This window comes from Actinomycetota bacterium (assembly GCA_035540895.1).
In the GTDB taxonomy this organism is placed as follows: domain Bacteria; phylum Actinomycetota; class JAICYB01; order JAICYB01; family JAICYB01; genus DATLFR01.
Map to the genome: position 1 here is coordinate 1 of DATLFR010000208.1, position 24,679 is coordinate 24,679.

The following is a 24,679-nucleotide window of genomic DNA, read 5'->3' on the forward strand; positions in this document are numbered from 1 at the left end:
ACGCGGACCCGCCCCCCACCATCCCCGCCTGGGAGACCCCGTGATGAGGAGCGCGGAACGGACGCGTCGCCATCAGCGACTGGCCTGGTCTCAGCAGCCCGGCAGCCGAGTGGATCCGCGTCACCTCGAGCGCCTCGTCGAGCGTGAGCGGCGGCAGGATCCCCGGCAGCGCCCGGGCCAGCAGCGTCTTCCCCGATCCGGGGGGACCCGTCAGCAGGATGTTGTGCCCTCCCGCCGCCGCGATCTCGAGCGCCAGCCGCGCGGAGACCTGATCGCGGACGAAGGCCAGGTCCAGCTCGGGCGGCGGCGCCTCAGCGAGCAACACGCCGACGTCCGCCGTCCTCGGTTGCGGTGTCCTCCCTCTGGCGATCGCCGCCGCCTCACGCAGCGTCGACACGGAGAAGACGGGGAGCCCGGCCAGGGCCGCCTCCCCCGCGTTCGCCCCCGGACACACCACGCGCGTCAGTCCCCTCTTGCGCGCGGCCTCCGCGGCCGCCAGCGCCCCCCGTACCGGCCGGACCTCACCGGACAGACCCAGCTCCCCCAGCACCAGGCAGTCGCGCAGCCCATCCGCCGGCACCCGCCCCTGCGCCGCCAGCAGCACCAGCGCCAAGGCCAGGTCCAGCTGCGGGCCTGTCTTCGGCACGTCGGAGGGAGCCAGGTTCACCGTGATCCGCTGCATCGGGTACGGCTCCCCCGAGTGCGTCAGCGCCCCCCGGACCCGGTCCCGCGCCTCCGACACCGACGCGTCGGGCAACCCCACGATCACGAACGCCGGGAGCCCGGGAGCCACGTCGCACTCCACGTCGACGAGGGTCGCTTCCACGCCGACGAGCACGGCAGCCGTCGCGCACGCGAGCACGCCAACCTCCAGACGGGAAGGAAGGGCTACGCGGGGAAGCGCAACCTCAGGCTAGCGGGAGGGGGTGACACGGGAGCCGGGCCGGTTCACCGTTCGGCCTCAGTCGCGGATCTGGTAGAGCTGCCAGGTCCCGGGTAGCCCCTTCAGCGTCGTCGTTCCACCCTCCTCGAACTCGATCCCCGATCCGAGCGCCAGGTCCTTCACGGTGCTGGACACGAGCACCGCATCCGGTGGGGCGAGCGCAGACACCCGCTGCGCGAGATGTACGGCTACGCCGCCGATGTCGCCGTCTCGGAGCTCGATCTCACCGGTGTGCACGCCGGCCCGGACCTGCACCCCTAGCTGTCCCGCTCCGTCACGGATCGCGAGCGCCGCGCGTAGCGCGTCCGTCGGGCCGTCGAAGGTGACGAGGAACCCGTCTCCCGTCGTCTTCACCTCGCGGCCCCCGAACCGGGAGATCTGCCTCCGCACCATCTCGTCGTGCTGGTTCAGGATCCGCTTCCACGTCGCATCGCCGGCCGCGACCGCGAGCTCTGTGGATCCGACGATGTCGGTGAACATGATGGTGGCGAGGACGCGCGTGACGTCGCGGACCGGAGGCTCCCCCGTCACGAACTCGGCGATCTCGGCCAGGACGCGGTCGGCGTCCTCCACGAACGGGTATATGCCGGTGCCGTCGAGCTCGACGTGCTTCGCGCCTGGGATCCGTTCCGCGAGGTACCTCCCGTGATCGGACAGATCCATCGCCATCCCAGACCGCCTGTGAAGCACGAGGGTCGGGACCCGGATCGTAGGCAGGACGTCCCGGACATCCGCGAGCATGTCCATCGAGTTCAACAGGACAGCGCTGGAAGGGCTCGCGCCCCGACGGCCCTCGAGATCCCACCAGGTCCGAAAGGCCCTGTCGTGGACCAGGGTCGGGACGTGCATCGCGAGGAACTCATCGCCGTCGGGCGGCTCCTCGGCCGGCTGGGTCTCCGGCTCCCCGAAGCTGCTGATCGTGCCCATCATTTCGTCGAGCGGGAGGCCCCAGGGGTAGTCCGGGGCGCGCGCCATCCGCGCGAACGCGTTGCAGAGCACCAACCCCTGGGTCCGGTCCGGGTGCGTGGCCGCCAAGAGCACGGAGCGGGGGCCTCTGGAGAAGATCGCGAGGGGGACCGCGCGCGCCGAACCCGCGGCGTCGAGGACGGCGATGGCATCCGCGACCGCCTGCTCCAGGGTCGGAGGAGAATCACGGGACACGGGATCCGATAGGCCGACACCTCGTGGGTCGAACAGGATCACGCGTGCGAACGTCCTCATCCGCTCGAGGAAGCGCGCGAGATGAGGCTCGCGCTCGAACGCGTCGATCGAGATGTTGCTGTAGGACGTGAGGAGGATGTCGACGGATCCGTCGCCGGACACCTGGTAGGCGATGTGGGCGTCGCCGCTGCGTGCGTACCTCGTCACCTTCACGGTGGCCAGACTAACGTTCGCGTACCCGCGGTAGCCGGGGGATCTCTGGGCCAGCTGGGGGTCCGGTCGGCGACGCGCCTCCCCCCGTGGGCGCAGACTGGTCCCGATGACCGTGTACGACAGGATCGGCTCGAGATACGGGCAGACCCGCCGTCCCGACCCCCGGATCGCCCGCAGGATCGACGCCGCCCTCGGAGGCTCCCGCACCGTCGTGAACGTCGGTGCCGGGAGCGGTAGCTACGAGCCGTCCGATCTCGCCGTCGTGGCCGTCGAACCGTCGCCCACGATGATCCGACAACGTCCGCCTGACGCGGCTCCCGTGGTGATGGGTGTGGCAGAGGCGCTCCCTTTCCCCGACGGGAGCTTCGACGCGGCGCTGGCGACGCTCACCCTCCACCACTGGACCGATCTCGAGCGCGGCCTGCGCGAGCTGCGCCGCGTGGCGCGGCGGCAGGTCCTGCTGATGGGCGACATCTCCATGGTCGACACGTTCTGGCTGATCACCGACTACGTCCCCAGAGGTCCTCGACCTGCCGTGGCCTGACCGCGACCCCGACCTCGCGTTCGTGCGCGAGCACCTGGAGGTCGTGTCCGAGGACCCGCTCCCCGTCCCCGCGGACTGCCAGGACGGGTTCCTCTGCGCCTACTGGGCGCGTCCGGAGGCGTACCTGGAGCCGGATGTCGTCAGCAACATCTCCGCGCTCGCGATGCTCGACCCGGACGTCCTCCGCCGCGCGCAGGACCGACTCGCGCACGACCTTCGCACGGGAGCCTGGGACGAGCGGCACGGCCACCTCCGGTCGCTATCCGAGCTCGACTGCGGGTACCGGCTCGTCCTCGCTGGCTCTAGGTCGGGGTCCGGATAGACGTGCACGGCCGAGGGGATCCCACCGAACCCGGGACGCCGCCCCCTTAGAGGGCGATCCCGGCCGCTCGCGCTCGCTCCAGCAACGGGGGGGCCGTCAGGACCCGGGCCCCCCACCTGGCCAGCGCAGCGTCACCCCACTGAGCGAAGTAGACGGCGTACCACCTGGCGTAGAGGTCGATTACGTCATGGGAACCAGGCGCGAGTGACAGGACAACCTGTGTCACGGTCTCCCAGTCCCCCGCCAACGTCGGGCCGCCCACGTCCAGTTGGACGATCGCGCTGGCCAGGTCCATCCTCGGGTCCCCCGCCACCGTGTGGGTACTGAGGTCGAGGACACCCGTCACCGCGTGGGCGGCGTCCATCATCACGTTGCCGGGGAAGACGTCGCCGTGGACGAGCCGGGGGCGGTCCACGTCGCCGATCCGCGCGATCCTCTCCACGAGTTCGTCCACCAACGGGTCCAGGTCAGGGAGGTGCGCGCGCAACGAAGGCGCCGCCCAGCCGACGACCAGACGGAGCTTGCGCACCAGGTACTCGTTCCACGAGCTCGTCCGGACCGCGTCGGGCGACAGGAGGTCGCCCCACGCGTCGAAGCCCCACCCCGCCCTGGGTAGCTTGGCCGCCGCGCGCACGAATGAACGAAGCGCATCGGCTCGCTGGGGTCCGCGCAGGGCCCGCAGCGCCGTCGACATCGGGACGCCGGGGATGAGCCTCTCCACGCTGACCACGCGTCCGTCCACGTCGTGGAGCTCGAGCATCTCGGGGAGACGGAACGGGACCGCGCCTCGGTCGAGTCTCGTCAGAAGCTCGGCGAGCCGTTCGACGTGTCCGAGAGTGGCCGTGCGCCATAGGCGCAGCACGCGGTCCGGTCCGAACGCATACACGATCGACTCCCCCCCGGCGCCGATCCGGTCCGTCTCCGACACCCCGAACCGCTGGAGCGGGCGACGCTCGGTCATCTCCGTGGTTCGCTCCTGATCCTTCGCCGCGCCGTCACAACGACGACGGCTCTGGGTGGTACGGGGGAGACTACAGGGCGTGGAGCCCGGCGAGCGGTCCATCGTCCGAGTGGACGGCTCCCGTGGCGAGGGCGGCGGCCAGATCGTCCGGACGAGCCTCTCGCTCGCCGCCGTGCTCGGCCGTCCGTTCGAGATCCACGACCTGCGCGCAAAGCGACGGAGGCCGGGCCTGCAACCGCAGCACCTGACGGCGGTCCGGGCGGCGGCCGAGCTATGTGGGGCGGACGTCGCGGGGGCCGAGGTCGGCTCGTCCTCGTTCTCGTTCGTCCCGAGGCGCCCGGTCTCCGGAGGGAGGTACCGGTTCGAGATCGGCACCGCGGGCGCGGCCACCCTCGTCGCGCAGACCGTCCTCGCCCCCCTCGCGCTGGCGCCCGAGCCGTCGGAGGTCGTCGTGGTCGGGGGAACGCACCTCCCGTTCAGCCCGTCCTTCGAGTACCTCCGCGACGTCTACATCCCGACGCTCAGGCGCAGCGGTTGGGAGCTGGACGTCGACTCCGGACGCGCGGGCTTCTACCCGGCCGGCGGCGGCGAGGTGCGCGCGGCGACGGGTCCGTCGGATCCGTCCGGGTTCGATCTCACGCAGCGGGGAGCCATCCGGACGGTCGAGGTGGAGGTGGTCACGTCCCGGCTCCCGGACCATGTCCGGGAGCGAGCGGTGCGCACGGCGGAGGACGTCCTGGCGGGGATCGCCGACGTGACCATCCGCACCTCCCACCCCCCCGCGTTCACCCCGGGAGCCGCTGTCACCGTGCGGGTCGTGCACGACGGCGGCGTCGCCGGATCCTCCTCGATAGGCGAGCGTGGGCGCCCCATGGAGGACGTGACCGCGGACGCGTGCGGTCAGGCCCTGCGCTGGCTGGCGAGCGACGCCGCGTGCGACGAGCACCTGGCGGACCAGCTCGTCCTGCCCGCGTGCCTGTCTTCCGGACCCAGCCGGTGGACGACCGACAGGGTCACCGAGCACCTCCGGACCGTCCTGTGGCTCGCGTCGCTGTTCGACCCGCTCCGTCACTCGGTCGAGCGGGGGCCGGGGGAGGCGTGGACGGTGAAGGTGGAGCCGCTCGGGAGGTGAGCCGGCCCTCGGACCTGTCGCCGCGCGGAGCGGGGATGAGGCGTCCCTGCTTCACCAGACCTCCCGTACGGACCCTCCCGCGAGCTCCTCAAGACGCCGACGCGTGCCCGGCGACACATCCGCCGGGGGGAGCCGCGGGTCCACCCACCTGGTCTCGGCGATCTCCGGGCGTCTCAGGCCCCCGATCGGGCGGCATGCCACGGCACGTGACCACGCTCGGCGTCCTCGATCATGATCTCGGCCCCATCGAGGGCGAGGCCGAAGCGACGGAGGATCCACGCCGCCTGCTCCCCAGCGGGCGTCGGAGGGAGCCCGTCCACCCCTACGCCTGTCGCCCCTCGATCGCGGATAGCAGCACCGCCGCGGCGATCCCGAGCCTACGGTCCAGCAAGCTCCCGGTGTCGGGGGTGAAGTCGAGGTCGATCTGCTTCACGAACGGGTTGAAGCGCTGGTGGAACCGCGCCACCTGCTGGCCTCCCACGGTCACCAGGAACGTCTGCGGGAGCAGGGCTCCCAGTACGGTTCGGCGCAGGATGGCGGAGAACATGCTCTCCTCCTGCACGGCGCCGATCTCGTTCTCCGCGGCGTCCAGGATCACCCACTCGTCCCGCAGCATCGACCGGAGCCCCTTGCGGCGCAGGGCCCCGACCGTCTCCCCCGCAGCCGGGTCGAGCACGTCGTAGGCGGCGGAGAAGTCGATCGCCTTGCGGGCGTGGATCGTGAGGACCTCGGTGGACATCGAGTCGTCGGTGTAGAGGCGGATGTCCTCCTTGAGCTTCACCTTCTGACGGGCGAAGAACGCGATCTGCCCGCTCGGGTCGGAGATGCGGAACTCGCCGCCGAGCAGCTTCAGGAACTTCTTGCGCAGCAGGTACCGCGGGTGGGTGAATCGCGGGTCCATCGCTCCCCCTGTGTCGTCTCGAGCGATGGTAGTCCTGAACGCGGCTCCCCGCTGTCGGAGCGGATCACCTTCCGGCCGCGTCTACGAACCGGTCTGGGTCGACCACGCTGACCGTGAGTTCCCGGACCTTCACGGTCCGGTCGCGGAGGATGATCCCGAGCAGTGTCCTAGCGAACCGTCGACGCTGTATCTCCGGGTCGTCCTTCAGGCGGACGCGGCTGAGCGCGAGCGACGCCTCCACCTCTGGTTCGACGTGGATGGTCACGAGGTCCCGGCCGGACCTGTTCACGAGCCACCTGCCCCGCCCCCCGTGCACCCCGCGGGTCCGGCCCGCGAGGTCGGCCGCCCGCTCGACCGAGCGGATCCTTTCCCGCGGGATCGTGACCTCGAACACGGGTGGTTCTCCGAGCGAGACCCGGACGGAGTGCGCATCCACCGAGATGACCCCGTCCTTCAGGCTGGGGTCGATCGCATCGGCGAGCTCAGATTCAGGGTCGGACGGGAACCGGAAGGTCTGCACGTGTAAAGGGTGCCTTGACACGCGCGTCCTGTCAAGCCAGGCTTTACACGTGGCGATCGGGCGGCGGCACCTGGCGGACCGGCTCCAAAGACACGCGCGGGTCGTGGCGTCGGTCGTGGGCGGGGGGAAACGCGGACGGCAGCTCCCCATCCTGACGGCCGTGGAGGCCGCTCGAACGATGGTCTCTCTCTCCGATGAGGTCCTCCACGCCCTGGTCGACGAAGCGCGGTCGCAGGGGTACACCTGGCAGGAGATCGGCGACGTGCTCGGCACGACGCGCCAGGCGGCGTTCCAGCGGTTCGGCCGGGCGCCCGGCCCCCAGAGGCGCGCCCTATAGCTGGAAGACGGGCAGGCTCCCGGCGTCACGCTGGACCTTCTCCAGGTGCGGCGCCAGCTCCCCCAGCGGTCGGTACGTCAGCACGGCCGGGTCGATACCCAGCTCCCGTGCGTCGGCCTCGGACAGCCGCTCCACCAGCTCCTTCGAGACGAGGGTGTGGCCCGGACGGGCCGCCTCCTGGACCCGCGCCGCCTCGTTCACCTCGTCTCCCAACGCGGTGACGTCCAGACGTCCTCCCGGGACGAGCTGTCCCATGTACATGCTCCCGCCCCAGTGCACCCCGACCCTCATCAGACACTCCGCGTCGGGATGCTCACCGGAGACCGACGCCGCGACGGAGTGGATGCACCGCGCGGTCCGGATGGCGGCTGCGGCGGCGGACGACGGATCGCCGAGATCGTCGGTGAGGAAGTACGCCGAGGCTCCGTCCCCGGCGTGCTTGCCGACGATGCCGAGCTCGTCCGCGACCGCCTGGTCGATCCCCGTCCACAGCCTCCGGACGAGCCTGAAGTAGGCGTAGCTCGAGAGCCTCCTGGACAGCGAGACGGACGAGTGCAGGTCGCAGAACAGGGCGGCTCCCTGACGGGGCCCCGGCTCCACGAGCCGCGCCATGCGCGCGTACATGCTCTGGTCGCCTCGGGCGAGCAGGCTGAGCAGGTTGGGCTGGACATCGATGAAGAACAGGATCAGCCAGCCGATGAACGCCTGCCCCTCGTGCATCTTCATCACGAGGGCGTTGACCCGGTAGGGCGAGTACGCCTCCTGGGAGCCCGGGTCGACGTAGGCGAAGGAGGCCGACCACACGGCGGGAGCCTCGGCGGGCTCCAGCTCGTCGAGCAGGGGCGCCATGTACTCGGGGAGGGCGGGGAGGGTCCCGCTGCGCCTCTTCAAGAGGTCCCCGAGGATGTAGGGGGCGAACCTGCGGAAGATCTCCACCTGGCTCTCGGGCGCTACCGAGTTCAGCCAGGGGTCCAGGAGCAGCGCGTCCCCCATGTGAAGCCCGTAGCCGAGCTCGGTGGGGTCGTGGGCGCCGAGGAAGCTCATGAGCGACGGGGAGACCCAGTGCAGGCGCCACTCGTCGTCCAGGATGGCCGCCGACCAGTCGAGCCGCTCGATCTCGTCGATCCACAGGCGGCGGGCCGCCGTCTCCGTCCGTTCCATCACCCAACGAGAGTGACACAGAGGCGCGGCGGCGCCTCAGCGCAGCTGTCCGAACGCCGGTAACTCGTCCAGTCGGCGGTCCGGCTCGGCCTCGCACTGCTCCTCGGCCGCGACGAGCGCCTGAGCGATCCCGACCGTCCCGTGGTCGAGGTTGCGGCCGCGGAAGAGCTCGGTCACGAACTCGGCCCTCTCCCCCATGGGTGCGTCCAGGAAGCGCCGGCAGGAGGACCGCAGCGAGAGCTCGTCGGAGCTCGAGCAGCCCGCGACCAGCGCGAGGACCAGGAGGGGCGCGATGCGCTGGGACCTCACGCGGGTGCCGGGGAGCCGAGCTTGTCGAGGTACCGGTGGACCTGCTGGATCACGACGGAGCCCTCCCCGACCGCGGAGGCGACGCGCTTCACCGATCCGCGACGGACATCCCCCACCGCGAAGATGCCCGGCACGCTCGTCTCGAACATCTCGCACTTGCGCGTGGTGACGTCGGACCCGGTGAGGATGTAGTCCCACTCGTCGCGCAGGACCTCGGGCGGGAGCCACCGGGTATGGGGCACCGCGCCGATCATGATGAAGAGACCGGCCGCGGGCACCTCCTCGGTCTCCCCCGTCTCCCGGTCGCGCAGGTGGATCCACTCGAGCCTCCCGTCGCCGCCCGCGTCGACCACCTCGGCCTGGTAGCGGACGCTGATGTTGGAGGAGGACTCGATCTCGCCGATCAGGTAGCTGGACATGCTCTCGGCGAGGTCGCCGCCCCGGACCACGATCGTCACCTGCGTCGCGAACCTGGACAGGTGCATCGCCGCCTGCCCGGCCGAGTTGCCGCCTCCGACCACGTAGACGGGGAGACCCTTCATCGATTGCGCCTCGGCGGCGGACGCGCCGTAGTAGACGCCCGCACCCTCCAGGGCTTTCAGCGCCCCGATATCGAGCCGCCGGTACTGAACGCCCGTGGCGAGCACCACCGCCCGGGCGGACACGGTCGAGCCGTCGTCGAGCGTGAGCCGGTGGGGGTCGCCGACCTCGAGGTTCGCGACCTGCCGGAACAGGACGAACCGGCTCCCGAACACCCACGCCTGCTGGTAGGCGCGCTGGGCGAGCTCGGCCCCCGAGACGCCGCGGGAGAACCCCAGGTAGTTGCGGATCAGAGAGCTGGATCCGGCCTGTCCGCCGATGGCCTCGGGTTCGACGCAGAGGGTGTGGCGGCCCTCCGACGAGGCGTAGACGGAGGCGGCGAGCCCCGCCGGGCCCCCGCCGACGACGACCACGTCGAAGTGGTTGTCCTCCTCGGACACGCTCGTGCTGACCCCCCACGCCTCAGCCAGCGCGAACCGGTCTGGGTCGCGCAGCGGCGCGCCCGGACCCGTCACCGGGTCGATCTTGATCACGAGCGGCACCGAGGGGGTGGAGTCCTCCCCGACGGTGCGCAGCAGGTCGTCCGCCTCCGGCGAGCCGTACGGGTAGAAGTTGTACGGCACCCCGTTGCGGGTCAGCGTGGCGCGGATGTCGTGTCCACTCTTGGAGCGGGGGTCGGCCAGGACCACGAACTCCTTCGGGGACTTGGTGTCCGTGCGCGACCACTCGTGCAGGAACTCGCTGACCGTGCGGTGGAAGAGCTCGTCCGGCGTCCGCCACGGCTTCAAGACGTAGTAGTCCATCAGCGAGCGCGCCATCGCGTCCTGCAGTTCGTCGGCCAGCGCCTTCACTGCCCACGCCCCCCAGCTCACGAGCAGGCAGCGCTTGGCCCCCGGGTGATAGCGCTTCGCCTCCTCGAGCACCTCCACACCGCGCATCCCGCGGTCCCGCGGGTCCTGATCGGCCATCACCAGGGCGACGTCGCTACTCGCCTCCGCGGCCTCCCGCAGGTACGCGATGGCCTCGTTGCACGTCGGGAGACACCAGACGTCGTAGTCCTGGCCGTACCGGCGGTTGAGCTCCTCGACGATCCGGGACAGGTCGTCGGGATGGTCATCGACGACCACGATGGCCGGTCGCGACGATTTCGGCACCGCCATCTCGTCCTCCCAGCGTCGGCGCGGCAGCTACGGAGAGCGTAGCGCAGGCTCGGAAGGGTCAGTCCCTGATCCGCAGCTCCCCGAACATGCCGGCGTCGCGGTGGTACTTGCAGAAGAGCGTGTGGACGCCGGGCTGGGCGATCCCACCGATGGCCTCGAACCGGCCTTCCTCGCCCGCGGCCACGTCGAGGTCGACGTCCGGGCCCTCGAGCGAGAAGTTGTGGACCACCGATCCCTCGTTGGTCAGCGCGATCCCCTGGTTGACCCCGACGATCGCGCACGTGGGCTGGTAACGGAAGTCCGTCATGACGATCTCGGCCTCGGCTCCCCCGCCGGTCAGGTCCTCGCACTCCGCCTCGGGGGTCGCGCTGGCCTGGACGCCCGGGGTCGGGGTGGTCTGCGGAGGCTGGCTGTCGCTCGTCCTGCACGCGACGGTGCCCAGGAGCAGGACGCTCAGGACAAGGAGCCGGGACAGGGCCATGCGGACCTCCTCTACGACGGACGTGTAGCCGCGATCATAGCCGTCTCATCGCAGCGCACGAGCGACACGCAGGGACGCGTCGGCCCCGTCGCGGTCGCCCATCCCGAGCTCCCACAGGGAGCACTCGGCTGCGCGCGCGAAACCCCAGGCGCGGACGCGGTCCGGGTCGAGCCCGGCCTCCCCTGCGACGGTCCGGCACGCGGCAGCCGGGTCGTGGCCACGGGAGACCAGGTTCACGATCAGCTGCCCCGTGTCGAAGGCCGGGTCCCCCACGACGGGCTGCGGGTCGATCGCGAGCCAGGGCTCGCGGCGGGAGGCGAGCACGTTGCCGGGATGGAAGTCGCCGTGAAGGAGCAGACGGACGGGCTCCGACGACGGCAGCTCGCGCAGGAGGACGGCCGCCTCGGCCGCCTCCGGCTCCGCGTAGCCCGACCGCGCGGCTCGGTCCTCGAGCTTCGCGGCCCAGTCGGCGGTCCGTTCCCCGAGCGGCTCGAAGACCCGAGGCGGGGGGTCCACCCACAGGCGCGTCAGACACCGGGTCGCGAGGGCCGCCGGGTCCGGGTCGCTCCAGAGGTCGTGGCCCGGGACGCAGGACTCGAGGAGCATCGCGCAGCGGTCCGGATCGTGGTCGAGGAGCCGGACCGCGCCCCGTCCGCCCCACCACCTGAGCGCGTCCGGCTCGGAGGCCGTCTCGTCGGATGGGACGAGCACCTTCAGGACCGCCTCGCCGCCGGCCCGCGTCCGGACCCGCGCCACGAATGCCGTGCGCGAGTCGTAGGGAGGTCCGAGCTCGAGGCCCCAGAGGCCGGCGATCTGGGACAGGAGCCCGGGGAGCCGTTCGAGCCAGCGTCGTCCGTCCTCTCCGAACCATCCCGGCGCGGCGCGCGCGAGCTCGGGCGGCACGGTCATGGCCATAGCGTGCAGCATCCGCTTAGCGTGGGGGGGTGAACCCGGGTGAGCCCTCCACGTGGAGCAACTGCCTGGGTCTGTGCACGGGGAACACCGCCCTGGACGCGGCGACCTCCGTCGCGGGCGTGATCCTGCTCCTGTACCTCGTGTCCTCGCTGGTCCGGGCTCGCGCGGCGCGCGGCCGGGGGCGTCCATCGAGGGTCGTAGTGGCGGGACTCGGCGGCGGCCTCGCCTCCCTGCCCTTCCTCGCGTCCGCCCTCGTCCGGATCTGCACCACCGGAGGGACCGCCCCCGGCTGCCGGCTGCAGGTGGTCGTCCCGGCGGCCGCGCTCGGACTCGCCCTCTTCGCGGTGGGGATAGGCCTCGTCGCGGTCGGCCGCGACATGCGCGAGGTGGCGGCGAAAGCCCCGATGCGACGGGGGCCCGGGGGCCGTGGGTCGTACGGCCCCAGGGGTTGACGCGGGCGCGGTCCGGCGCTAACTTCGTCCGCTCCCCCGGCCCCCGGACCCGATGACGCTGGACACCGTCCACCCAGAGCTCGAGCGCGAGCAGGCCTACGTCGACCACGCGTACGCCTGCATGGACCGCATGCGCGCCGAGGCGTCCGGGCTGACCCCGGTAGGGCGCAACGACTTCGAGCAGGAGGCGTTCGACCGGTGGCAGCGGGCCAGGGTCGCCGCGCTCAGCGACACCACATCGGCCCTCGTCTTCGGCCGCATCGACCGCGTCGAGGACGAGGCCTTCTACGTGGGCCGCCACCACGTCCGCGACGAGGGGTTCGAGACCGTGGTCGTCGATTGGAGGGCTCCCGTCTCCCGCGCCTTCTATCAGGCCCACCGCACCGACCCGATGGGGCTGCGGCGGCGGCGCCACTTCCTGGTCGACGGCCGCGAGGTGCTCGGCATAGCCGACGACGACCTCACCGCCGGCACCGACCACCTGCGCGCGGAAGACGTCCTGGCCCACGAGCTCGGCCGGGCCCGGACCGGCACCATGCGGGACATCGTCGCCACGATCCAGGCCGAGCAGGACGAGATCATCCGGGCTCCGCTGGCCGGCGCGGTCGTCGTCCAGGGTGGACCGGGCACGGGGAAGACGGCCATCGGGCTCCACCGCGCGGCCTTCCTCCTCTACGAGCACCGCAGACGCCTCGAGAGGCTCGGGGTCCTGGTGCTCGGACCCAACCCGGTCTTCGTGCGCTACGTCGAGCAGGTGCTCCCATCGCTCGGGGAGGCAGCCGTGATGCAGCTCGCCGTGGCCGACCTGTCCCCCTGGGTGCGCGTGCGCGCAGGTGACGACCCCCGGACGGAGAGGCTGAAGGGGGACCAGCGGATGGCGGTCGTCCTGCGCCGCGCCTTGCAGGCGAGGAGACGCGATCCGGAAGGCGACCTCGAGATGCGCTTCGAGGGGCACCGCTTCACGCTCACCGCGGAGGCTGTCCGGGAGCACGTCAGCACCCTGATCGCCAGGGGAGCGATCTACCGTGACGCGAGGGAGCGACTGCGGGACGCGCTCGTCGTGGACGGCTACCGCGCCTACGCCGAGGCCGTGGACGAGGGGGTCACCGCACCTTTCGAGGAGGTCTCGTCCGCCATCCGTCGCGACCCCTCGTTCCGTCGTCTCGTCGACCGGGTCTGGCCCGCCGCCTCCCCCGAGCCGCTGGTGGACGGGCTCCTCACGAGCCCCTCCCGGCTCTCGGCCGCGGCCGCCGGGGTGCTGTCCGACGAAGAGATGGGCCTGCTGCGCCGCCCGAAGGCACGGAAGGGCGAGCCGGTGCGGTGGACGCGAGCGGACCGGCCCCTGCTCGACGAGGCTCGCGCCCTGATCGAGGGACCCCCGGACCGGTACGGGCACGTGGTCGTCGACGAGGCCCAGGACCTGTCCCCCATGCAGCTGCGCATGGTCGCGAGGCGGTGTCCGCACGGTTCGGCGACGATCCTGGGGGACCTGGGGCAGGCGTCCGGGGTGTGGGCGCACGACGACTGGACCGAGGTCGTCGAGCACCTCGAGACACCGGACGGCTCCCACGTCACGGAGCTGACGCTCGGCTACCGCGTCTCGCCGGCGATCATGGAGGTGGCGAGCGCGGTGCTGGCCCGGACCGCACCGGGCCTCAGGGCGCCCCGATCGGTGCGCCGGGAGCCAGGCCGCGTGACCTTCACCCCCGCCTCCCCCGACGCCGTGGGTGCCGAGGTGGCACAGGTCGCGGCGGATCTGGCCGGGGACGACGGGTCGGTGGCCGTTATCGCCCCGCAGCCCGTGTACGAGCAGGTGCGGGAGGGGCTCATCACCGCGGGGCTGTCCTTCGGGGAGGCCGACCGCCAGGGTCTCGAGCAGACGATCACCCTCGTGCCCGTCCGGCGCTGCAAGGGGCTCGAGTTCGACGCGGTCGTCTGCGTCGAGCCTCGTCTGGTCGTCGAGGAGGACGGACCCCGCATGCTCTACGTGGCGCTGACCCGGGCGATGCGCAGCCTCGCCGTGGTGTGGTCCGGCGACCTCCCCGACGTCATGTCGGGCGCGCGACCAGCATCGCCGTGATCTCGCTGCGGTTGTGGAACAGGTTCCGGGCGACCGGGACGTCCCACCCGGCGCGGAGGATGTCAAGGGCCTGACCGGCCACCCGGGCGCCGTTGGCCCTCGGGAGCTTGATGGTCGTGACGCCGATGCAACCCGGCCCGGCGAGCCGGGCGAACCGGACCATGAGCCGGCAGGCGCGGTGCGCGTCCATCCTCAGGTCGTTCACGATCACGTCGTAGCGGTCCTGCGCCGATGATAGGTAGACCCCGGCGGTGGTCCTGCGGTGGTCCACCCGCGGGTCACCCGCGACGGACGGGTGGAGGTCGCCTGGGTCGACCGCGACGACCTCGAGGCCCGCCTCGCGTAGGACACGGGTCCACCCGCCCGGAGACGCACCCAGGTCGAGGGCCCGTCCTCCTCGCGGCAGCTCGAGCCCGAAGGCCTCGATCGCCTCGAGCAGCTTCAGCTCCGACCGGCTGACCTGCGCCGGGTCGCGGGCGTACACGGCGGCTCCCCCCGCCCAGGCCGAGAGGTTGTCCGCCACGTTCGACGCCCCCACCCACGCGGTGCCTTCCGCCACCAGGATCGAGAGCACGTGCTCCGGACGGCGAACGTCCACGGGAGCTCCGGACGCCTCCGCCACCGCCTCGGACACCGCCACGCTGAGCTCACGCGACCGGTACGCCACGCCGGACACGATCCGGGTGTCTGCACCGAGAACGCGGACCGGAACCAGGAGCCTTCCTCGATCGCCACCGGCTCCAGCCGGGCCCGGTCGGCCTCCGGGTCGCCGGTGAGCCGGACCGACCGGACCGCGGGGAAGACGTGACGGACGAAGACCGGCGGGGCGGACCGCCACCTCTCGACGACCGGATACCGCGCTTCTACCAGCTGTATCCCGGGGGCCAGCGTCCGGACATCCGCGAACGCGCCAACCTCGCGGAGGGCGGCGCGGGCGAAAGCCGGGTCGGACGAGATGACTATGGGAGCCACGGCTACAAGGAACCACGCGAACGGCGTCGAAGGGTCCGGGCGGGCGCCACGAGAACACCGAGGGAGGGACCCGATGCACCGACGCCTGCGTGTGGCCACGATCGCGACGCTGCTCGTCGCGCTCCTGGCCCCCCTCGGCACCCGCGGCTCTGCGCACGACGCACCGCGCGTCTACCTCGTCGTCATCGACGGTCTCGAGCCGGGCGACGTCGGCCCCGAGCTCACTCCCAACATCCACGGCCTGATCGAGGGGGGACGCGCCCGTTCGTACACCGCTGCCCAGGCGATGATGGTGACCGAGACGAACGGGAACCACACCGCCATGGTCACGGGAGCCTGGGGAGAGGCGACCGGCATCGTCGCGAACTCCTTCCTCGACACGACCTCCAGCCCTCCCGTCAAACGCCCCCTCGACCGACCCAGCCTCCTGCTGTCGGAGACGCTGTTCGACTCGATCGCCCGCCAGCAGCCTCGCCTCCGGACCGGCGCGGTCATGGGGAAGTCGAAGCTGCGCAACCTGTTCTCCGCGACCGACGTTTCGACGGAGAACCCCGAGGGGGAGCCCGTCTCGCACACCGGCCCCGATCACATGTGGGGAGCGAAGGAGTCGCCGGACCGCGACGCGTTGATCCAGGGCGCCGACAACCTCGCGGAGCCGGGGACGGGGTCGGGCTACGCCCACGACACACAGACGATGAACTCCGCGCTGCGCATGATCGAGCAGCACGACCCCCACTTCATGTTCGTGAGCCTGTCGAACGTCGACGGCTTCCAGCACCTGTTCGGGGCTACCTCACCGCAGGGACGCGCAGCGATCGTCAACGCCGACCTGCAGGTGGGGAGGCTCGTCTCCGCCCTCCAGGCCAACGGGACCTGGGACCGGTCGGTCGTCGTCGTCACCGCCGACCACTCCTTCCAGGGGAGCGGCAACCCGGTCGGGACATCCGCCCTCGGCGGGAGCCCGGCGGGTCCGGACGTGGACCACTCGAACCAGCTGACCCCCCGGGTCACGGGCACGACCATCCTGCTCCCCGACCTCGTCGGGAGCTGCCCGGGGACGCCGTTGGGCTGGGTCTCCCACGGCGGATCGGCGTCGGTCTACCTGACGGACCTCGACCGATACGCGCCGGACGCCGAGCTCACGCCGCTGCAGTCGCAGTGCCTGCGGACCGTCCGTCAGCGGGTCACCGCGAACCCCGGGGTGGACGGCGCCTGGTACCGACTCCCGGCCGAGGGTGGGGACCACCTGCTCGACGCGAAGGGGTGGAACCTGCAGAGCCCCCGCATCGGAGAGCTGTTCATCGCCGGCAAGGACCCGTACGCCTTCCTCGAGTCCCAGACGTCATCGGCGAGCATCACGTCCGGGGTGCACGGGGGCGAGTCGACGCGACCCGTCCCATTCGTCATCGCGTCCGGCGGCGAGACGCTCCGTGCGGGAACCGACGACCGCGGCGTCTCCCCGGTGGACGTCGCACCCACCATCTCGTGGCTGCTCGACCGCGACCCGCCGGCCGACAGCGTCGGACGGGTGCTGCTCGAGGCGTTCGAGCAGCGACCCTAGTCGTCAGCGCGAGGCGAGTCGCTCGCGCACGGCCGCCCTCTGCTTCTCCACGCGTGCGGCGGCGCGGCTGGGCGTGCGCGGCGCCGGAGCGTTGATCCGCAGCCCGGGCGCCACGAGGACGGGGTGAGCCGGAGCTCCGACGGTCACCCGGCGGGCCGAGGCGGCCAAGTTCTCCGGCCGCGGTCGGTGTGATGTCGTGCCGACCCGGAGCGCGGCCGTCTCGACGGCCGCCGGCTCCACGGCCGCGGCGGGCTCGTCCAGCAGGACGTGGACACGTTCGTGAGAGGGAGCTCGCCCCCCCGAGAAGCGGAGCGCAGGCCCGTCGGACCGGGACATGGACGGCAGCGCGCCGAGGACGAGACCGGCCGCCGCCAGCCCGGCCACCGCCGTCACCCTCACCAGCCTGTTCCGCATGGGCCCTCCTCGCGTCCAGGGATGCTCGTGCGCAGGATAGTGCGACATGTGCTTCCTGTGGTTGATGTTGTACGAGTGACGGCAGGAAGGCTCGTGTTCGCCCGTCCGGCCTCACCCGCGTAGGATGTCCCGGTGCGCCGCGCCATCGTCCTGCTGACCGTCGTCACCGCGCTCGTCCCGGCCATCGCCGTCTTCGGGATGGTCCAGGCGAAGCCCAGCTCCGCCTACGTGGTGCCCGACGTGCAGATCGCGACCGAGTCCGGCCCCGTCCGCCTCTCGGCCGAGGAGCTCGGCGTGAGGCGCGCCGACGACGGGCGGCTGCGGGTGGACGACCACCGGTTCGAGACGCGCCTCGGCGAGCTCGTGGCGGGGCTGGGAGAGCCCGCCGTACCCGGCCGGTACGAGCTGACACCGGACGGCGTCCGGCTCGTGGAGGGTACGCCCGGGCTCGCGCTGGACATGGCGCGCACCCGGGAGGTGCTGCTCGCAGCGATGGACCGGGGGCGAGGCAGGGTGACCCTGCCCCTGGCCGAGACGGAGGCTCCCCCGCCTCCCCGGTTCGCGATCGTCGTGTTCCTGTCCGAGTTCCGGCTCGACCTGTACGAAGGCACGGGGCTCGTGAAGAGCTACCCGGTCGGCGTGGGAGCGCTTCGGTTCCCTACGCCGCCCGGCGCGTACTTCATCCGCTCGAAGGCGAAGAATCCCACCTGGCGCAACCCAGGCTCGGGGTGGGCGAGGAGCATGCCCGCCGTGATCGGACCCGGACCGAAGAACCCGCTCGGCTCCCGCGCGATGCGGCTGGACCGGGAGGCCCTCGTGATCCACGGCACCCCCAACCCGGCATCGGTCGGACGTCGGTCCAGCCACGGGTGCATCCGGATGCGCAAGGCCGACGTGGAGGACCTCTTCGAGCGGGTCCCGGTCGGGACCGAGGTCTTCATAGTTCCCTGAGGGTCACTCCCCCTCGAAGACCGGCTCCCGCTTCTCCAGGAACGCGACGATCCCCTCACGCACGTCTGCACTCGCGTAGCAGATGGCCTGCGCCCGCGCCTCCGCCTCGAGCGCGTCGCGCATCGACATCTGCGAGCTGCGGTTGAGCCCGTCCTTCGCCATCCGCACGGCGAGCGGCGCGTTCGCGGCGATCCGACGAGCCAGGTCCGCGGCCGCCTCGGCCAGATCGGCCGCCGGGACGACCCGGTTGATCAGCCCGATGCGGTCCGCCTCGGCAGCGTCGATGAAGTCCCCCGTGAAGGCGAGCTCTTTCGCCCGATGGAGCCCCACCCGGCGCGGCAGGGACCACAGACCACCCATATCGACCGTGAGTCCGCGCTTCACGAAGATCTGCGAGAAGCGCGCGGTATCCGCGGCGAGCACGATGTCGCAGGCGAGCGCCATGTTGCACCCGCCGCCGGCCGCGACCCCCGGCACCGCTGCGATCGTCGGCATCGGGAGGTCGGCCAGGGACGAGATGAGCCGGCCCGTCTCCTGCATCCTGGCGTGGAAGGGGGCAGCGCCCGAAGGCATCGCCTCGTCGCCCGGGGCCAGGTCGGCCCCCGAGCAGAACGCCCCGCCGGCGCCGGTGAGGACGACCGCGCGTACGGACCGGTCCCTGCCCAGAGCGGTGAACGCATCCTGCAGCTCGGCCACCATGGCCCGGTTGAACGCGTTGCGGCGGTCCGGACGGTTGAGGGTCACGGTGGCCACCGCCCCGTCGTGGTCGACGAGGATCGTCTGATAGGTCATCTGGTCCTCCTGGTCGTACCGAACCTACGGCGGTTAGTCTGTCGCCCGCCATGTGCCGCCTGCCCAAGGTCCTCATAGTCGCTCCCGCGGAACGCCATGCCGACCTTCGGCGTGCTCTGTCCACGATCGAGTACGACATCACCGCTGCGGTCGAACCCGGGACGGAGACCGACGTCCCGGCGGACGTGGCCGTCGCCTGGGAGCCGGACACGGCCGAGATCGAGCGGCTGCGCGGGTCCGGACTGAAGGTCGCCGCGCTCGGCGGGAACGGGGGCTCGGACCTCGACCTCCCGTCCGACGACCCGGGCGCCTTCAAGCGTCGGGTGTGGGAGCTGCTCCGCGCCCGCTGATCAGAACGCGTTCGGGATGTGCCGGATGGACGAGACCCGTCCTCCGTCGACGTTCACCGATACGACGTCGAACCTGACCGCTCGCGCCCGGACCCGCTCCCGCTGGAGGTACTCGGCTCCGAGCCGCCGCAGACGGCGGCGCTTTGAAGCGGTGACGGCCTCTTCGGGGAGCCCGAAGACGGCGCTCGTTCGCGTCTTCACCTCGCAGAAGACGAGGACGCCGTCCTGCTCGCACACGATGTCTATCTCGCCGCTGCGGACGCGGTAGTTCCGGGCGACTATCCGGTAGCCGCGGCGCACCAGGTCGTCGCAGGCGGCTTGCTCTCCGAGGCTCCCCAGCACCCGGCGCGTCTGCGACATGAGCGCAGGGTACGACGAGGTGCCGACAGCCGGGGCTCGCCTTCGAGCGCCGTCCCCGCCTAGTCCTCGCTGCCGAGCTCCCGCGCGAGGTCCTCGAGGACGCCCTGCTCCTTCGCGAGCTCCTCGATGTTCACGTCCTTGAAGGTCAGGACCGTCACCTTCGAGACGAACCGGGCGGGGCGGTACATGTCCCACACCCAGGCGTCCTCCAGTGAGATCTCGTAGTAGACCTGGCGGTCCTCTCCGCGCACCTGCACATCGACCCTGTTGGCGAGGTAGAAGCGCCTCTCCGTCTCCACCACGAAGCGGAACATCGGCAGGACGTCCCGGTACTCCTTGTAGAGCTGGAGCTCCATCTCGGTCTCGTACTTCTCGAGATCTTCGGCGGACATCGGGGCTCCTGCCAGGGGGGTCGCGTTCCGCTCAGGCTACCACCGCTCCGGGAGCTCGGAACGGTCGTCAGACGTCGAGGAAGGACGGCTGGTAGGACCCGACGCCGCGGAAGGAGCGGCGGTGAACGGGGGACGGACCGAGGGACCGGATCGCCGTCCAGTGCTCCGCCGTCCCGTACCCCTTGTGCCGGGCGAACCCGTATCCGGGGTGCTCTCGGTCCAGCTCGGACATGTACGCGTCCCGGGCCACCTTGGCGACGATGGACGCCGCTCCCACGGCCGCGGAGAGCGCGTCCGCCTTCGGGAGCCCGACGTGCGGGAGCCCGGCTCCCGCGAGCGGGAAGCAGTCGCTGATCACGTACTCCGGCTCCGGTCGCAGGGACCGCACGGCCCGGACCAGCGCCTGCAGGTTCGTGACGTGCAGACCCTCGTCGTCGATATCGCATGCGTCGACCACCGCGTACGACACTGCGACCGCCACGGACAGCACCTCGACCGCACAGGCCTCCCGCTCGGATGCGGTCAGGACCTTCGAGTCGCAGACGCCGTCCGGGAGGTCGGCCGTGTCGAGGAGGACCGCAGCGGCCACGAGGGGTCCGGCCAGCGCCCCCCGGCCCACCTCGTCCACCCCGGCCACGTACCGGTAGCCCTGGCGGGAGAGGATGGCTTCGAGCCGGGGCTGGGGGTCCGGCTTGGGCGATCTGCGGCGGGCGGTTGGCCTGCGGGCCGGGGCACGGCGGGACGTGCGTCCGGGCATCCGCTCGCTACAGGCCCGAGAACCTGGTCGGGGGCCAGATGATCACGAACGCCTTGCCGACGACCTTGTCGCGGTGGATGGGTCCGAAGACCCGCGAGTCGGACGAGTTGCCCCTGTTGTCACCCATCACGAAGTAGTGATCCGGCTCGATCGTCACGGGGGTCCAGTCGGTCTTGTCGAGCTGGGGACCCTCGTCCTTGCTGGATGGGAAGTCCGTCTTCTCGCCGTTGATGTAGATGACGCCTTCGCGCATCTCGAACGTCTCCCCGGGCAGAGCGACGATCCTCTTGATGTAGTCCTTGTTGGCGATATCGCCGGTGGGTATCCCGAACAGCTCCGCGAACCAGTCGCGGGTCTTCTGGACCGCGTTGCGCCGGCACTCCTCGGGGAGCATCTCCTGCGGAACCGCTCGCGCGCACGGGTCGCCGGCCGGCTCGTGGAAGACGATCACGTCGCCCCGCTCGGGCTCGTGGAACCGGTACGTCAGCTTGTTGACCAGAACCCGGTCGCGGATCTCGAGCGTGGGCTCCATCGACGCGGAGGGGATGAAGAAGGCCTGGATCAGGAACGCCTTGATGACCAGGGCGATCCCCAGCGCGAGGGCGACCAGGACCGGCAGCTCCTTGAAGAAGGAAACGACCCCGCGCTTGCCCCCCGGCTGCGTCTCCTCCACGGGGGTCATGACCTGTCGCGCCACGTTCTAGCGCTTCTCCTTGATGCGGGCGGCTCGCCCGACGCGTCCGCGCAGGTAGTAGAGCTTGCTGCGCCGGACGTCCCCGCGCGTCACGACCTCGATCGTCGCCACGTTCGGGGAGTGGAGAGGGAACGTGCGCTCGACGCCCACGCCGAACGACATCTTCCGGACGGTGAACGTCTCCCGGGTGCCGCCTCCGCGCCTGCGGATGACGACGCCCTGGTAGGTCTGCAGCCGCTCGCGGTTGCCTTCCGAGACCCGGACCTGCACCTTCACGGTGTCGCCGGGTGAGAACTCAGGGAGGTTGTCGCGGAGCTGCGGCTGCTCGACGACCTCAGCGATGTTCAGCTTGGGCATGACTCTTCCACCACCTGGCTCGGGGAACCGCACGATGATAACGCACGTCGGCGGCGGGCAGGTCCCTGCTCGAGGTAACGCCCGGGGGCCGGGCAGCGGTCCGGGGGCCGTACCCGCCCCGTCCGCTCATCTCAACCGCCGCCTCCCCACGACGACGGCTCCCTCGATCGCCGCGATCGCGACGAAGGCGGCGGCAGCGAGCGTCCCGGCCTCCCGGACCGCGGGAGCCAGGCAGCCGATGGGGTCGCGCTGCGCCACGCAGTACGCACCGACGATCGCGACGAACACGGCGTAGCCGCCAGCCGCGAGGGAGACCAGATGGACGAGGGAGCTGACGAACGAGCCCCGCTCGTGCCGACGCCGCCCCCCGGACGACCTCAGCGACCGCTCACCCGCGATCAGGACGGACAGGAACACCGCGTACGCGATGGCCAGGGGCAGGACCGCGTGCCGGAGCATCCAGCTCATCGGACGACCATCCCCCATGTCCGGACGAACACGTGCCAACCCGCCCACAGCCACACGGCGAAGACCGTCCATCTCACCACCGGCGACGTCACCGAGCGGATGATGTCGCTCAGCGTGGGCCAATCGTCGCTCCCTCGGGCGAGCCCGAACCCCTCCCACACCAGGAGGGCCCCGACCAGCACGACGTAACCGAACAGCGCGATCGCGCGACCGGACATCCCCACCTCCTCCGTCAGCTCGTGTCGGGCGGCGTGAGCCACAGGGACACGTGCGCCGGGTGCATGACGTCGTGCACCGTCCGACGCAGCTCCCCGGAGATCGAGTCGACGTCCACCTCGTCCCGCATCCGCGCGGAGAAGGACTCGACCGTCCGGACGGCGTCGTACCGGCGGCGGTAGAAGCGACGGTCGATGAACGACTGCAGCCGCGACCTCAGGGGGCCGAACAGCGCGGCCACGGCCAGGGTCGAGACCGCGATCACGAGGTTGTTCGTGCGCTGGTCGGTGATCGCGCGCATGACGCTCCCCACCCCGAGGACGCTGCCCGCATAGACCGACCCGAGCGCGCCCGTCAGGACCCCGTAGAGGAGGGCGCGTTTGATGATGACGTCGATGTCGAACAGGCGGTACCTGAGGATGGCGATGCCGACCGCCGCCGGGATCAGCATGAACGAGTACAGGGAGACCCTCTGGAGGGCGTCCAGCCACAGGGGATTGACGCCGGGAGACCACGACCCGAACGACATCGTGGCCACCATCGCCACGAGATAGATGGCCGCGGCCAGGCCGGCAGACGCGGCGAGCCACTTCAGCTGGAGCCGCTCGAGGCCGCGCGATCGTCGGAACCGGACGACGACGCTCGCCGCACAGCCGATGATGCACAGCGGGATGAGGGCTACGAGCGGCATCAACAGGCGCTCGAGGACCGGTCCGAGCGCCTCGACCCCCAACGGGTTCGCGACGTCGGGGAGCTCGGGTTTCTCGGTGACCACAGGCAGCGACTCCGGGATCAGCGGGATGAGCAGCGTCACGAGCGCGAGCACGGTCCCGGAGGCCCATGCCAAGGGCCTCCAGCGACGGGAGGGCAGCCTCCCATCCGGGAAGAGCAGGAGGAGGAAGGTTCCGATGAGCCCGATCCCCGGCGCCCACATCCCGGCGGTGAGCGCGGCGACCACGTCAGCGGCCGGGAGCGAACCCGGGGCCTCGACCAGGCCGTGCGACACGTAGCCCTCGGCCAGGGCTCCGGTCAGCTCCCAGACCAGGCCGATCGCGAGCAGGATCCAGCCGATCGGGTTGTCGGGGTGGCGCGACGCGATCAGGAGCCCGACGACCGCGAACGACAGCATCGAGAGCCAGAACAGGACGTCGTCGGAGACCGTGGTCCAGGCGACGGGGCCCCCGGCCGCCCTCGAGAGGACGGTCAGGACGACCCCGCCGACGAAGCACAGGACGACGAAGGCGAAGACGAACCTGGCCGGCGCCGCTGTCCGGTCGCTCACCGTCCCATGGTCCCAGGCCCGCGCCAGCGGAGGCCAGGGACGGCCGGGCTCAGACGTCCTTCTCGATCGGGACCCCGACGAGCGAGCCCCACTCGGTCCAGGAACCGTCGTAGTTGCGAACGCGCGGCACCCCGAGCAGCTCGTGCAGGACGAACCAGGTGTGGGCGGACCGCTCCCCGATCCGGCAATAGGCGATCGTCTCCTTCGACGTGTCCACGCCCTCCTGCTGGTAGAGCTCGCGCAGCTCGTCGGCGGAACGGAACGTGCCGTCGTCCTCCCGTACCGTCTTCGACCATGGGATGTTCTTCGCGGTCGGGATGTGGCCGGGCTTCTGGGCCGACTCCTGCGGGAGGTGGGGCGGCGCGAGCAACTCGCCCGCGAACTCCTGCGGCGACCTGACGTCCACCAGGTTCTCGCTCCCTATCGCCTGCAGCACCTGGTCGCGGAACGCGCGGATCTCGTCGTTCGGCTTCCCGGGCGTGTACGTCTTCTTCGGGCGGTCCGGGCGCTCGGCGGTCAGGGGCCGCCCGTCCAGCTCCCACTTCTTGCGGCCTCCGTCCATCAGCTTCACGTTCTCGTGGCCGTAGTAACGCAGGTACCAGTAGGCGTAGGCGGCGAACCAGTTGTTGTTGCCGCCGTAAAGGACGATGGTCGTGTCGTTGTCGATCCCGTTCTCGCCGAGCAGGGTCGCCAGGTCCTCGGCCGAGACGAAGTCGCGGCGGATGGGGTCCTGGAGGTCGGTCCGCCAGTTGAGGGCGATCGCGCCTGGCACATGACCGCGCTCGTAGGCGTCGGTGTCCTCGTCGACCTCGATGACGGCGACCCCGTCGTCCGTCGCGTGCTTCTCGACCCAGTCGGCGTCCACCAGGACGTCGGGCCTCGCGTAGTCAGCCATCTAGCCTCCTCGTGCTTCGCGGTGGGTGACGCGGCGCGCGCGGGCGCCGTCTCTCGGGGGGGAGGCGGGAGCCATCTTAGCAGCTG

At 71.2% G+C, this 24,679-nt stretch carries 31 protein-coding genes; 9 read left to right on the forward strand and 22 right to left on the reverse strand.

What is annotated here, in order from left to right:
* Positions 1-862 (reverse strand): magnesium chelatase domain-containing protein (locus VM840_11620; protein HVL82225.1); only part of this gene is annotated, 862 nt, incomplete at its 3' end.
* Positions 863-961: 99 nt separating this feature from the next.
* Positions 962-2,317, reverse strand: a complete 1,356-nt coding sequence (locus tag VM840_11625; protein HVL82226.1) for an adenylate/guanylate cyclase domain-containing protein — start codon at positions 2,315-2,317, stop codon at positions 962-964.
* A 106-nt stretch (positions 2,318-2,423) separates the two neighbouring features.
* Between VM840_11625 and VM840_11630 the strand changes: the two genes are divergently transcribed.
* Positions 2,424-2,861, forward strand: coding sequence for a class I SAM-dependent methyltransferase (locus VM840_11630; GenBank protein ID HVL82227.1), 438 nt, complete (start codon positions 2,424-2,426; stop codon positions 2,859-2,861).
* A 22-nt stretch (positions 2,862-2,883) separates the two neighbouring features.
* Positions 2,884-3,183 (forward strand): hypothetical protein, encoded by a 300-nt coding sequence (locus VM840_11635; GenBank protein ID HVL82228.1) that lies wholly within the window; start codon positions 2,884-2,886, stop codon positions 3,181-3,183.
* A gap of 46 nt (positions 3,184-3,229) precedes the next feature.
* On the opposite strand, the gene VM840_11640 is transcribed toward VM840_11635, so the two are convergent.
* Positions 3,230-4,144 carry a phosphotransferase gene (locus VM840_11640; protein HVL82229.1) on the reverse strand — a complete coding sequence of 305 codons (915 nt, stop codon included), beginning with the start codon at positions 4,142-4,144 and terminating at the stop codon, positions 3,230-3,232.
* 79 nt (positions 4,145-4,223) lie between these two features.
* Here VM840_11640 and rtcA point away from each other — a divergent pair, with 79 nt between their 5' ends.
* Positions 4,224-5,276 (forward strand): RNA 3'-terminal phosphate cyclase, encoded by a 1,053-nt coding sequence (gene rtcA, locus VM840_11645; protein HVL82230.1) that lies wholly within the window; start codon positions 4,224-4,226, stop codon positions 5,274-5,276.
* 322 nt (positions 5,277-5,598) lie between these two features.
* Here rtcA and VM840_11650 read toward each other — a convergent pair whose 3' ends face one another.
* Together VM840_11650 and VM840_11655 are read right to left on the reverse strand one after the other, a co-directional pair.
* Positions 5,599-6,177 carry a hypothetical protein gene (locus tag VM840_11650; GenBank protein HVL82231.1) on the reverse strand — a complete coding sequence of 193 codons (579 nt, stop codon included), beginning with the start codon at positions 6,175-6,177 and terminating at the stop codon, positions 5,599-5,601.
* A 64-nt stretch (positions 6,178-6,241) separates the two neighbouring features.
* Entirely contained in the window at positions 6,242-6,697 is a 456-nt protein-coding gene (locus VM840_11655; protein HVL82232.1) for a hypothetical protein, read from the reverse strand.
* 49 nt (positions 6,698-6,746) lie between these two features.
* On the opposite strand from VM840_11655, the gene VM840_11660 reads away from it, so the two are divergent.
* Positions 6,747-7,034 (forward strand): hypothetical protein, encoded by a 288-nt coding sequence (locus tag VM840_11660; GenBank protein ID HVL82233.1) that lies wholly within the window; start codon positions 6,747-6,749, stop codon positions 7,032-7,034.
* Here the strand turns inward: VM840_11660 and VM840_11665 are convergent.
* Genes VM840_11665 through VM840_11685 form a run of 5 tightly spaced genes read right to left on the reverse strand, consistent with a single transcriptional unit; the run spans position 7,029 to position 11,612 of the window.
* Entirely contained in the window at positions 7,029-8,195 is a 1,167-nt protein-coding gene (locus tag VM840_11665) for an adenylate/guanylate cyclase domain-containing protein (protein HVL82234.1), read from the reverse strand. The two genes, VM840_11660 and VM840_11665, sit on opposite strands and share 6 nt — an antisense overlap.
* A 36-nt stretch (positions 8,196-8,231) precedes the next feature.
* On the reverse strand, positions 8,232-8,504 hold the full coding sequence (locus tag VM840_11670) for a hypothetical protein (GenBank protein ID HVL82235.1): 273 nt from the start codon (positions 8,502-8,504) through the stop codon (positions 8,232-8,234).
* Positions 8,501-10,204, reverse strand: a complete 1,704-nt coding sequence (locus VM840_11675) for an FAD-dependent oxidoreductase (protein HVL82236.1) — start codon at positions 10,202-10,204, stop codon at positions 8,501-8,503. Before VM840_11675 ends, VM840_11670 begins: the two co-directional genes overlap by 4 nt.
* Before the next feature lie 58 nt (positions 10,205-10,262).
* Positions 10,263-10,685, reverse strand: coding sequence for a hypothetical protein (locus VM840_11680; GenBank protein ID HVL82237.1), 423 nt, complete (start codon positions 10,683-10,685; stop codon positions 10,263-10,265).
* 45 nt (positions 10,686-10,730) lie between these two features.
* Positions 10,731-11,612, reverse strand: coding sequence for an aminoglycoside phosphotransferase family protein (locus tag VM840_11685; GenBank protein ID HVL82238.1), 882 nt, complete (start codon positions 11,610-11,612; stop codon positions 10,731-10,733).
* 17 nt (positions 11,613-11,629) lie between these two features.
* On the opposite strand from VM840_11685, the gene VM840_11690 reads away from it, so the two are divergent.
* Both VM840_11690 and VM840_11695 read left to right on the forward strand, forming a co-directional pair.
* On the forward strand, positions 11,630-12,052 hold the full coding sequence (locus tag VM840_11690; protein ID HVL82239.1) for a hypothetical protein: 423 nt from the start codon (positions 11,630-11,632) through the stop codon (positions 12,050-12,052).
* Positions 12,053-12,104: 52 nt separating this feature from the next.
* Entirely contained in the window at positions 12,105-14,132 is a 2,028-nt protein-coding gene (locus tag VM840_11695; protein HVL82240.1) for an ATP-binding domain-containing protein, read from the forward strand.
* On the opposite strand, the gene VM840_11700 is transcribed toward VM840_11695, so the two are convergent.
* The gene (locus VM840_11700) at positions 14,101-14,799 is read right to left on the reverse strand and encodes an SAM-dependent methyltransferase (GenBank protein ID HVL82241.1); all 699 of its coding nucleotides are present in this window, start codon (positions 14,797-14,799) and stop codon (positions 14,101-14,103) included. The two genes, VM840_11695 and VM840_11700, sit on opposite strands and share 32 nt — an antisense overlap.
* A gap of 378 nt (positions 14,800-15,177) precedes the next feature.
* Between VM840_11700 and VM840_11705 the strand changes: the two genes are divergently transcribed.
* On the forward strand, positions 15,178-16,665 hold the full coding sequence (locus tag VM840_11705; GenBank protein ID HVL82242.1) for an alkaline phosphatase family protein: 1,488 nt from the start codon (positions 15,178-15,180) through the stop codon (positions 16,663-16,665).
* 3 nt (positions 16,666-16,668) lie between these two features.
* Here the strand turns inward: VM840_11705 and VM840_11710 are convergent, their stop codons facing one another.
* On the reverse strand, positions 16,669-17,079 hold the full coding sequence (locus VM840_11710; GenBank protein HVL82243.1) for a hypothetical protein: 411 nt from the start codon (positions 17,077-17,079) through the stop codon (positions 16,669-16,671).
* A gap of 132 nt (positions 17,080-17,211) precedes the next feature.
* Here VM840_11710 and VM840_11715 point away from each other — a divergent pair, with 132 nt between their 5' ends.
* Positions 17,212-18,030 carry a L,D-transpeptidase family protein gene (locus VM840_11715; GenBank protein HVL82244.1) on the forward strand — a complete coding sequence of 273 codons (819 nt, stop codon included), beginning with the start codon at positions 17,212-17,214 and terminating at the stop codon, positions 18,028-18,030.
* A gap of 3 nt (positions 18,031-18,033) precedes the next feature.
* Here VM840_11715 and VM840_11720 read toward each other — a convergent pair whose 3' ends face one another.
* Positions 18,034-18,822 (reverse strand): enoyl-CoA hydratase-related protein, encoded by a 789-nt coding sequence (locus tag VM840_11720; GenBank protein ID HVL82245.1) that lies wholly within the window; start codon positions 18,820-18,822, stop codon positions 18,034-18,036.
* Positions 18,823-18,872: 50 nt separating this feature from the next.
* On the opposite strand from VM840_11720, the gene VM840_11725 reads away from it, so the two are divergent.
* Positions 18,873-19,172, forward strand: coding sequence for a hypothetical protein (locus VM840_11725; GenBank protein ID HVL82246.1), 300 nt, complete (start codon positions 18,873-18,875; stop codon positions 19,170-19,172).
* On the opposite strand, the gene VM840_11730 is transcribed toward VM840_11725, so the two are convergent.
* The 9 genes from VM840_11730 to VM840_11770 all read right to left on the reverse strand — a co-directional run bounded on the left by VM840_11730 (position 19,173) and on the right by VM840_11770 (position 24,593).
* Complete coding sequence (locus tag VM840_11730; protein ID HVL82247.1) at positions 19,173-19,532, reverse strand: YraN family protein; 360 nt, start codon at positions 19,530-19,532, stop codon at positions 19,173-19,175.
* Between the two features lie 59 nt (positions 19,533-19,591).
* Entirely contained in the window at positions 19,592-19,924 is a 333-nt protein-coding gene (locus tag VM840_11735) for a DUF2469 domain-containing protein (protein HVL82248.1), read from the reverse strand.
* 67 nt (positions 19,925-19,991) lie between these two features.
* Positions 19,992-20,681 carry a ribonuclease HII gene (locus VM840_11740; GenBank protein HVL82249.1) on the reverse strand — a complete coding sequence of 230 codons (690 nt, stop codon included), beginning with the start codon at positions 20,679-20,681 and terminating at the stop codon, positions 19,992-19,994.
* Between the two features lie 7 nt (positions 20,682-20,688).
* Positions 20,689-21,378, reverse strand: a complete 690-nt coding sequence (gene lepB, locus VM840_11745) for a signal peptidase I (GenBank protein ID HVL82250.1) — start codon at positions 21,376-21,378, stop codon at positions 20,689-20,691.
* A 3-nt stretch (positions 21,379-21,381) separates the two neighbouring features.
* A complete protein-coding gene (gene rplS / locus VM840_11750; GenBank protein HVL82251.1) occupies positions 21,382-21,732 on the reverse strand; it encodes a 50S ribosomal protein L19 in 351 nt (116 codons plus the stop codon).
* Between the two features lie 126 nt (positions 21,733-21,858).
* Entirely contained in the window at positions 21,859-22,200 is a 342-nt protein-coding gene (locus VM840_11755; protein ID HVL82252.1) for a hypothetical protein, read from the reverse strand.
* Entirely contained in the window at positions 22,197-22,418 is a 222-nt protein-coding gene (locus VM840_11760) for a DUF6186 family protein (GenBank protein ID HVL82253.1), read from the reverse strand. The genes VM840_11755 and VM840_11760 overlap by 4 nt, the downstream gene beginning before the upstream one ends.
* 14 nt (positions 22,419-22,432) lie before the next feature.
* On the reverse strand, positions 22,433-23,698 hold the full coding sequence (locus VM840_11765; GenBank protein ID HVL82254.1) for a hypothetical protein: 1,266 nt from the start codon (positions 23,696-23,698) through the stop codon (positions 22,433-22,435).
* Positions 23,699-23,747: 49 nt separating this feature from the next.
* Positions 23,748-24,593 carry a sulfurtransferase gene (locus VM840_11770; GenBank protein ID HVL82255.1) on the reverse strand — a complete coding sequence of 282 codons (846 nt, stop codon included), beginning with the start codon at positions 24,591-24,593 and terminating at the stop codon, positions 23,748-23,750.
* Between the last annotated feature and the right edge of the window lie 86 nt (positions 24,594-24,679).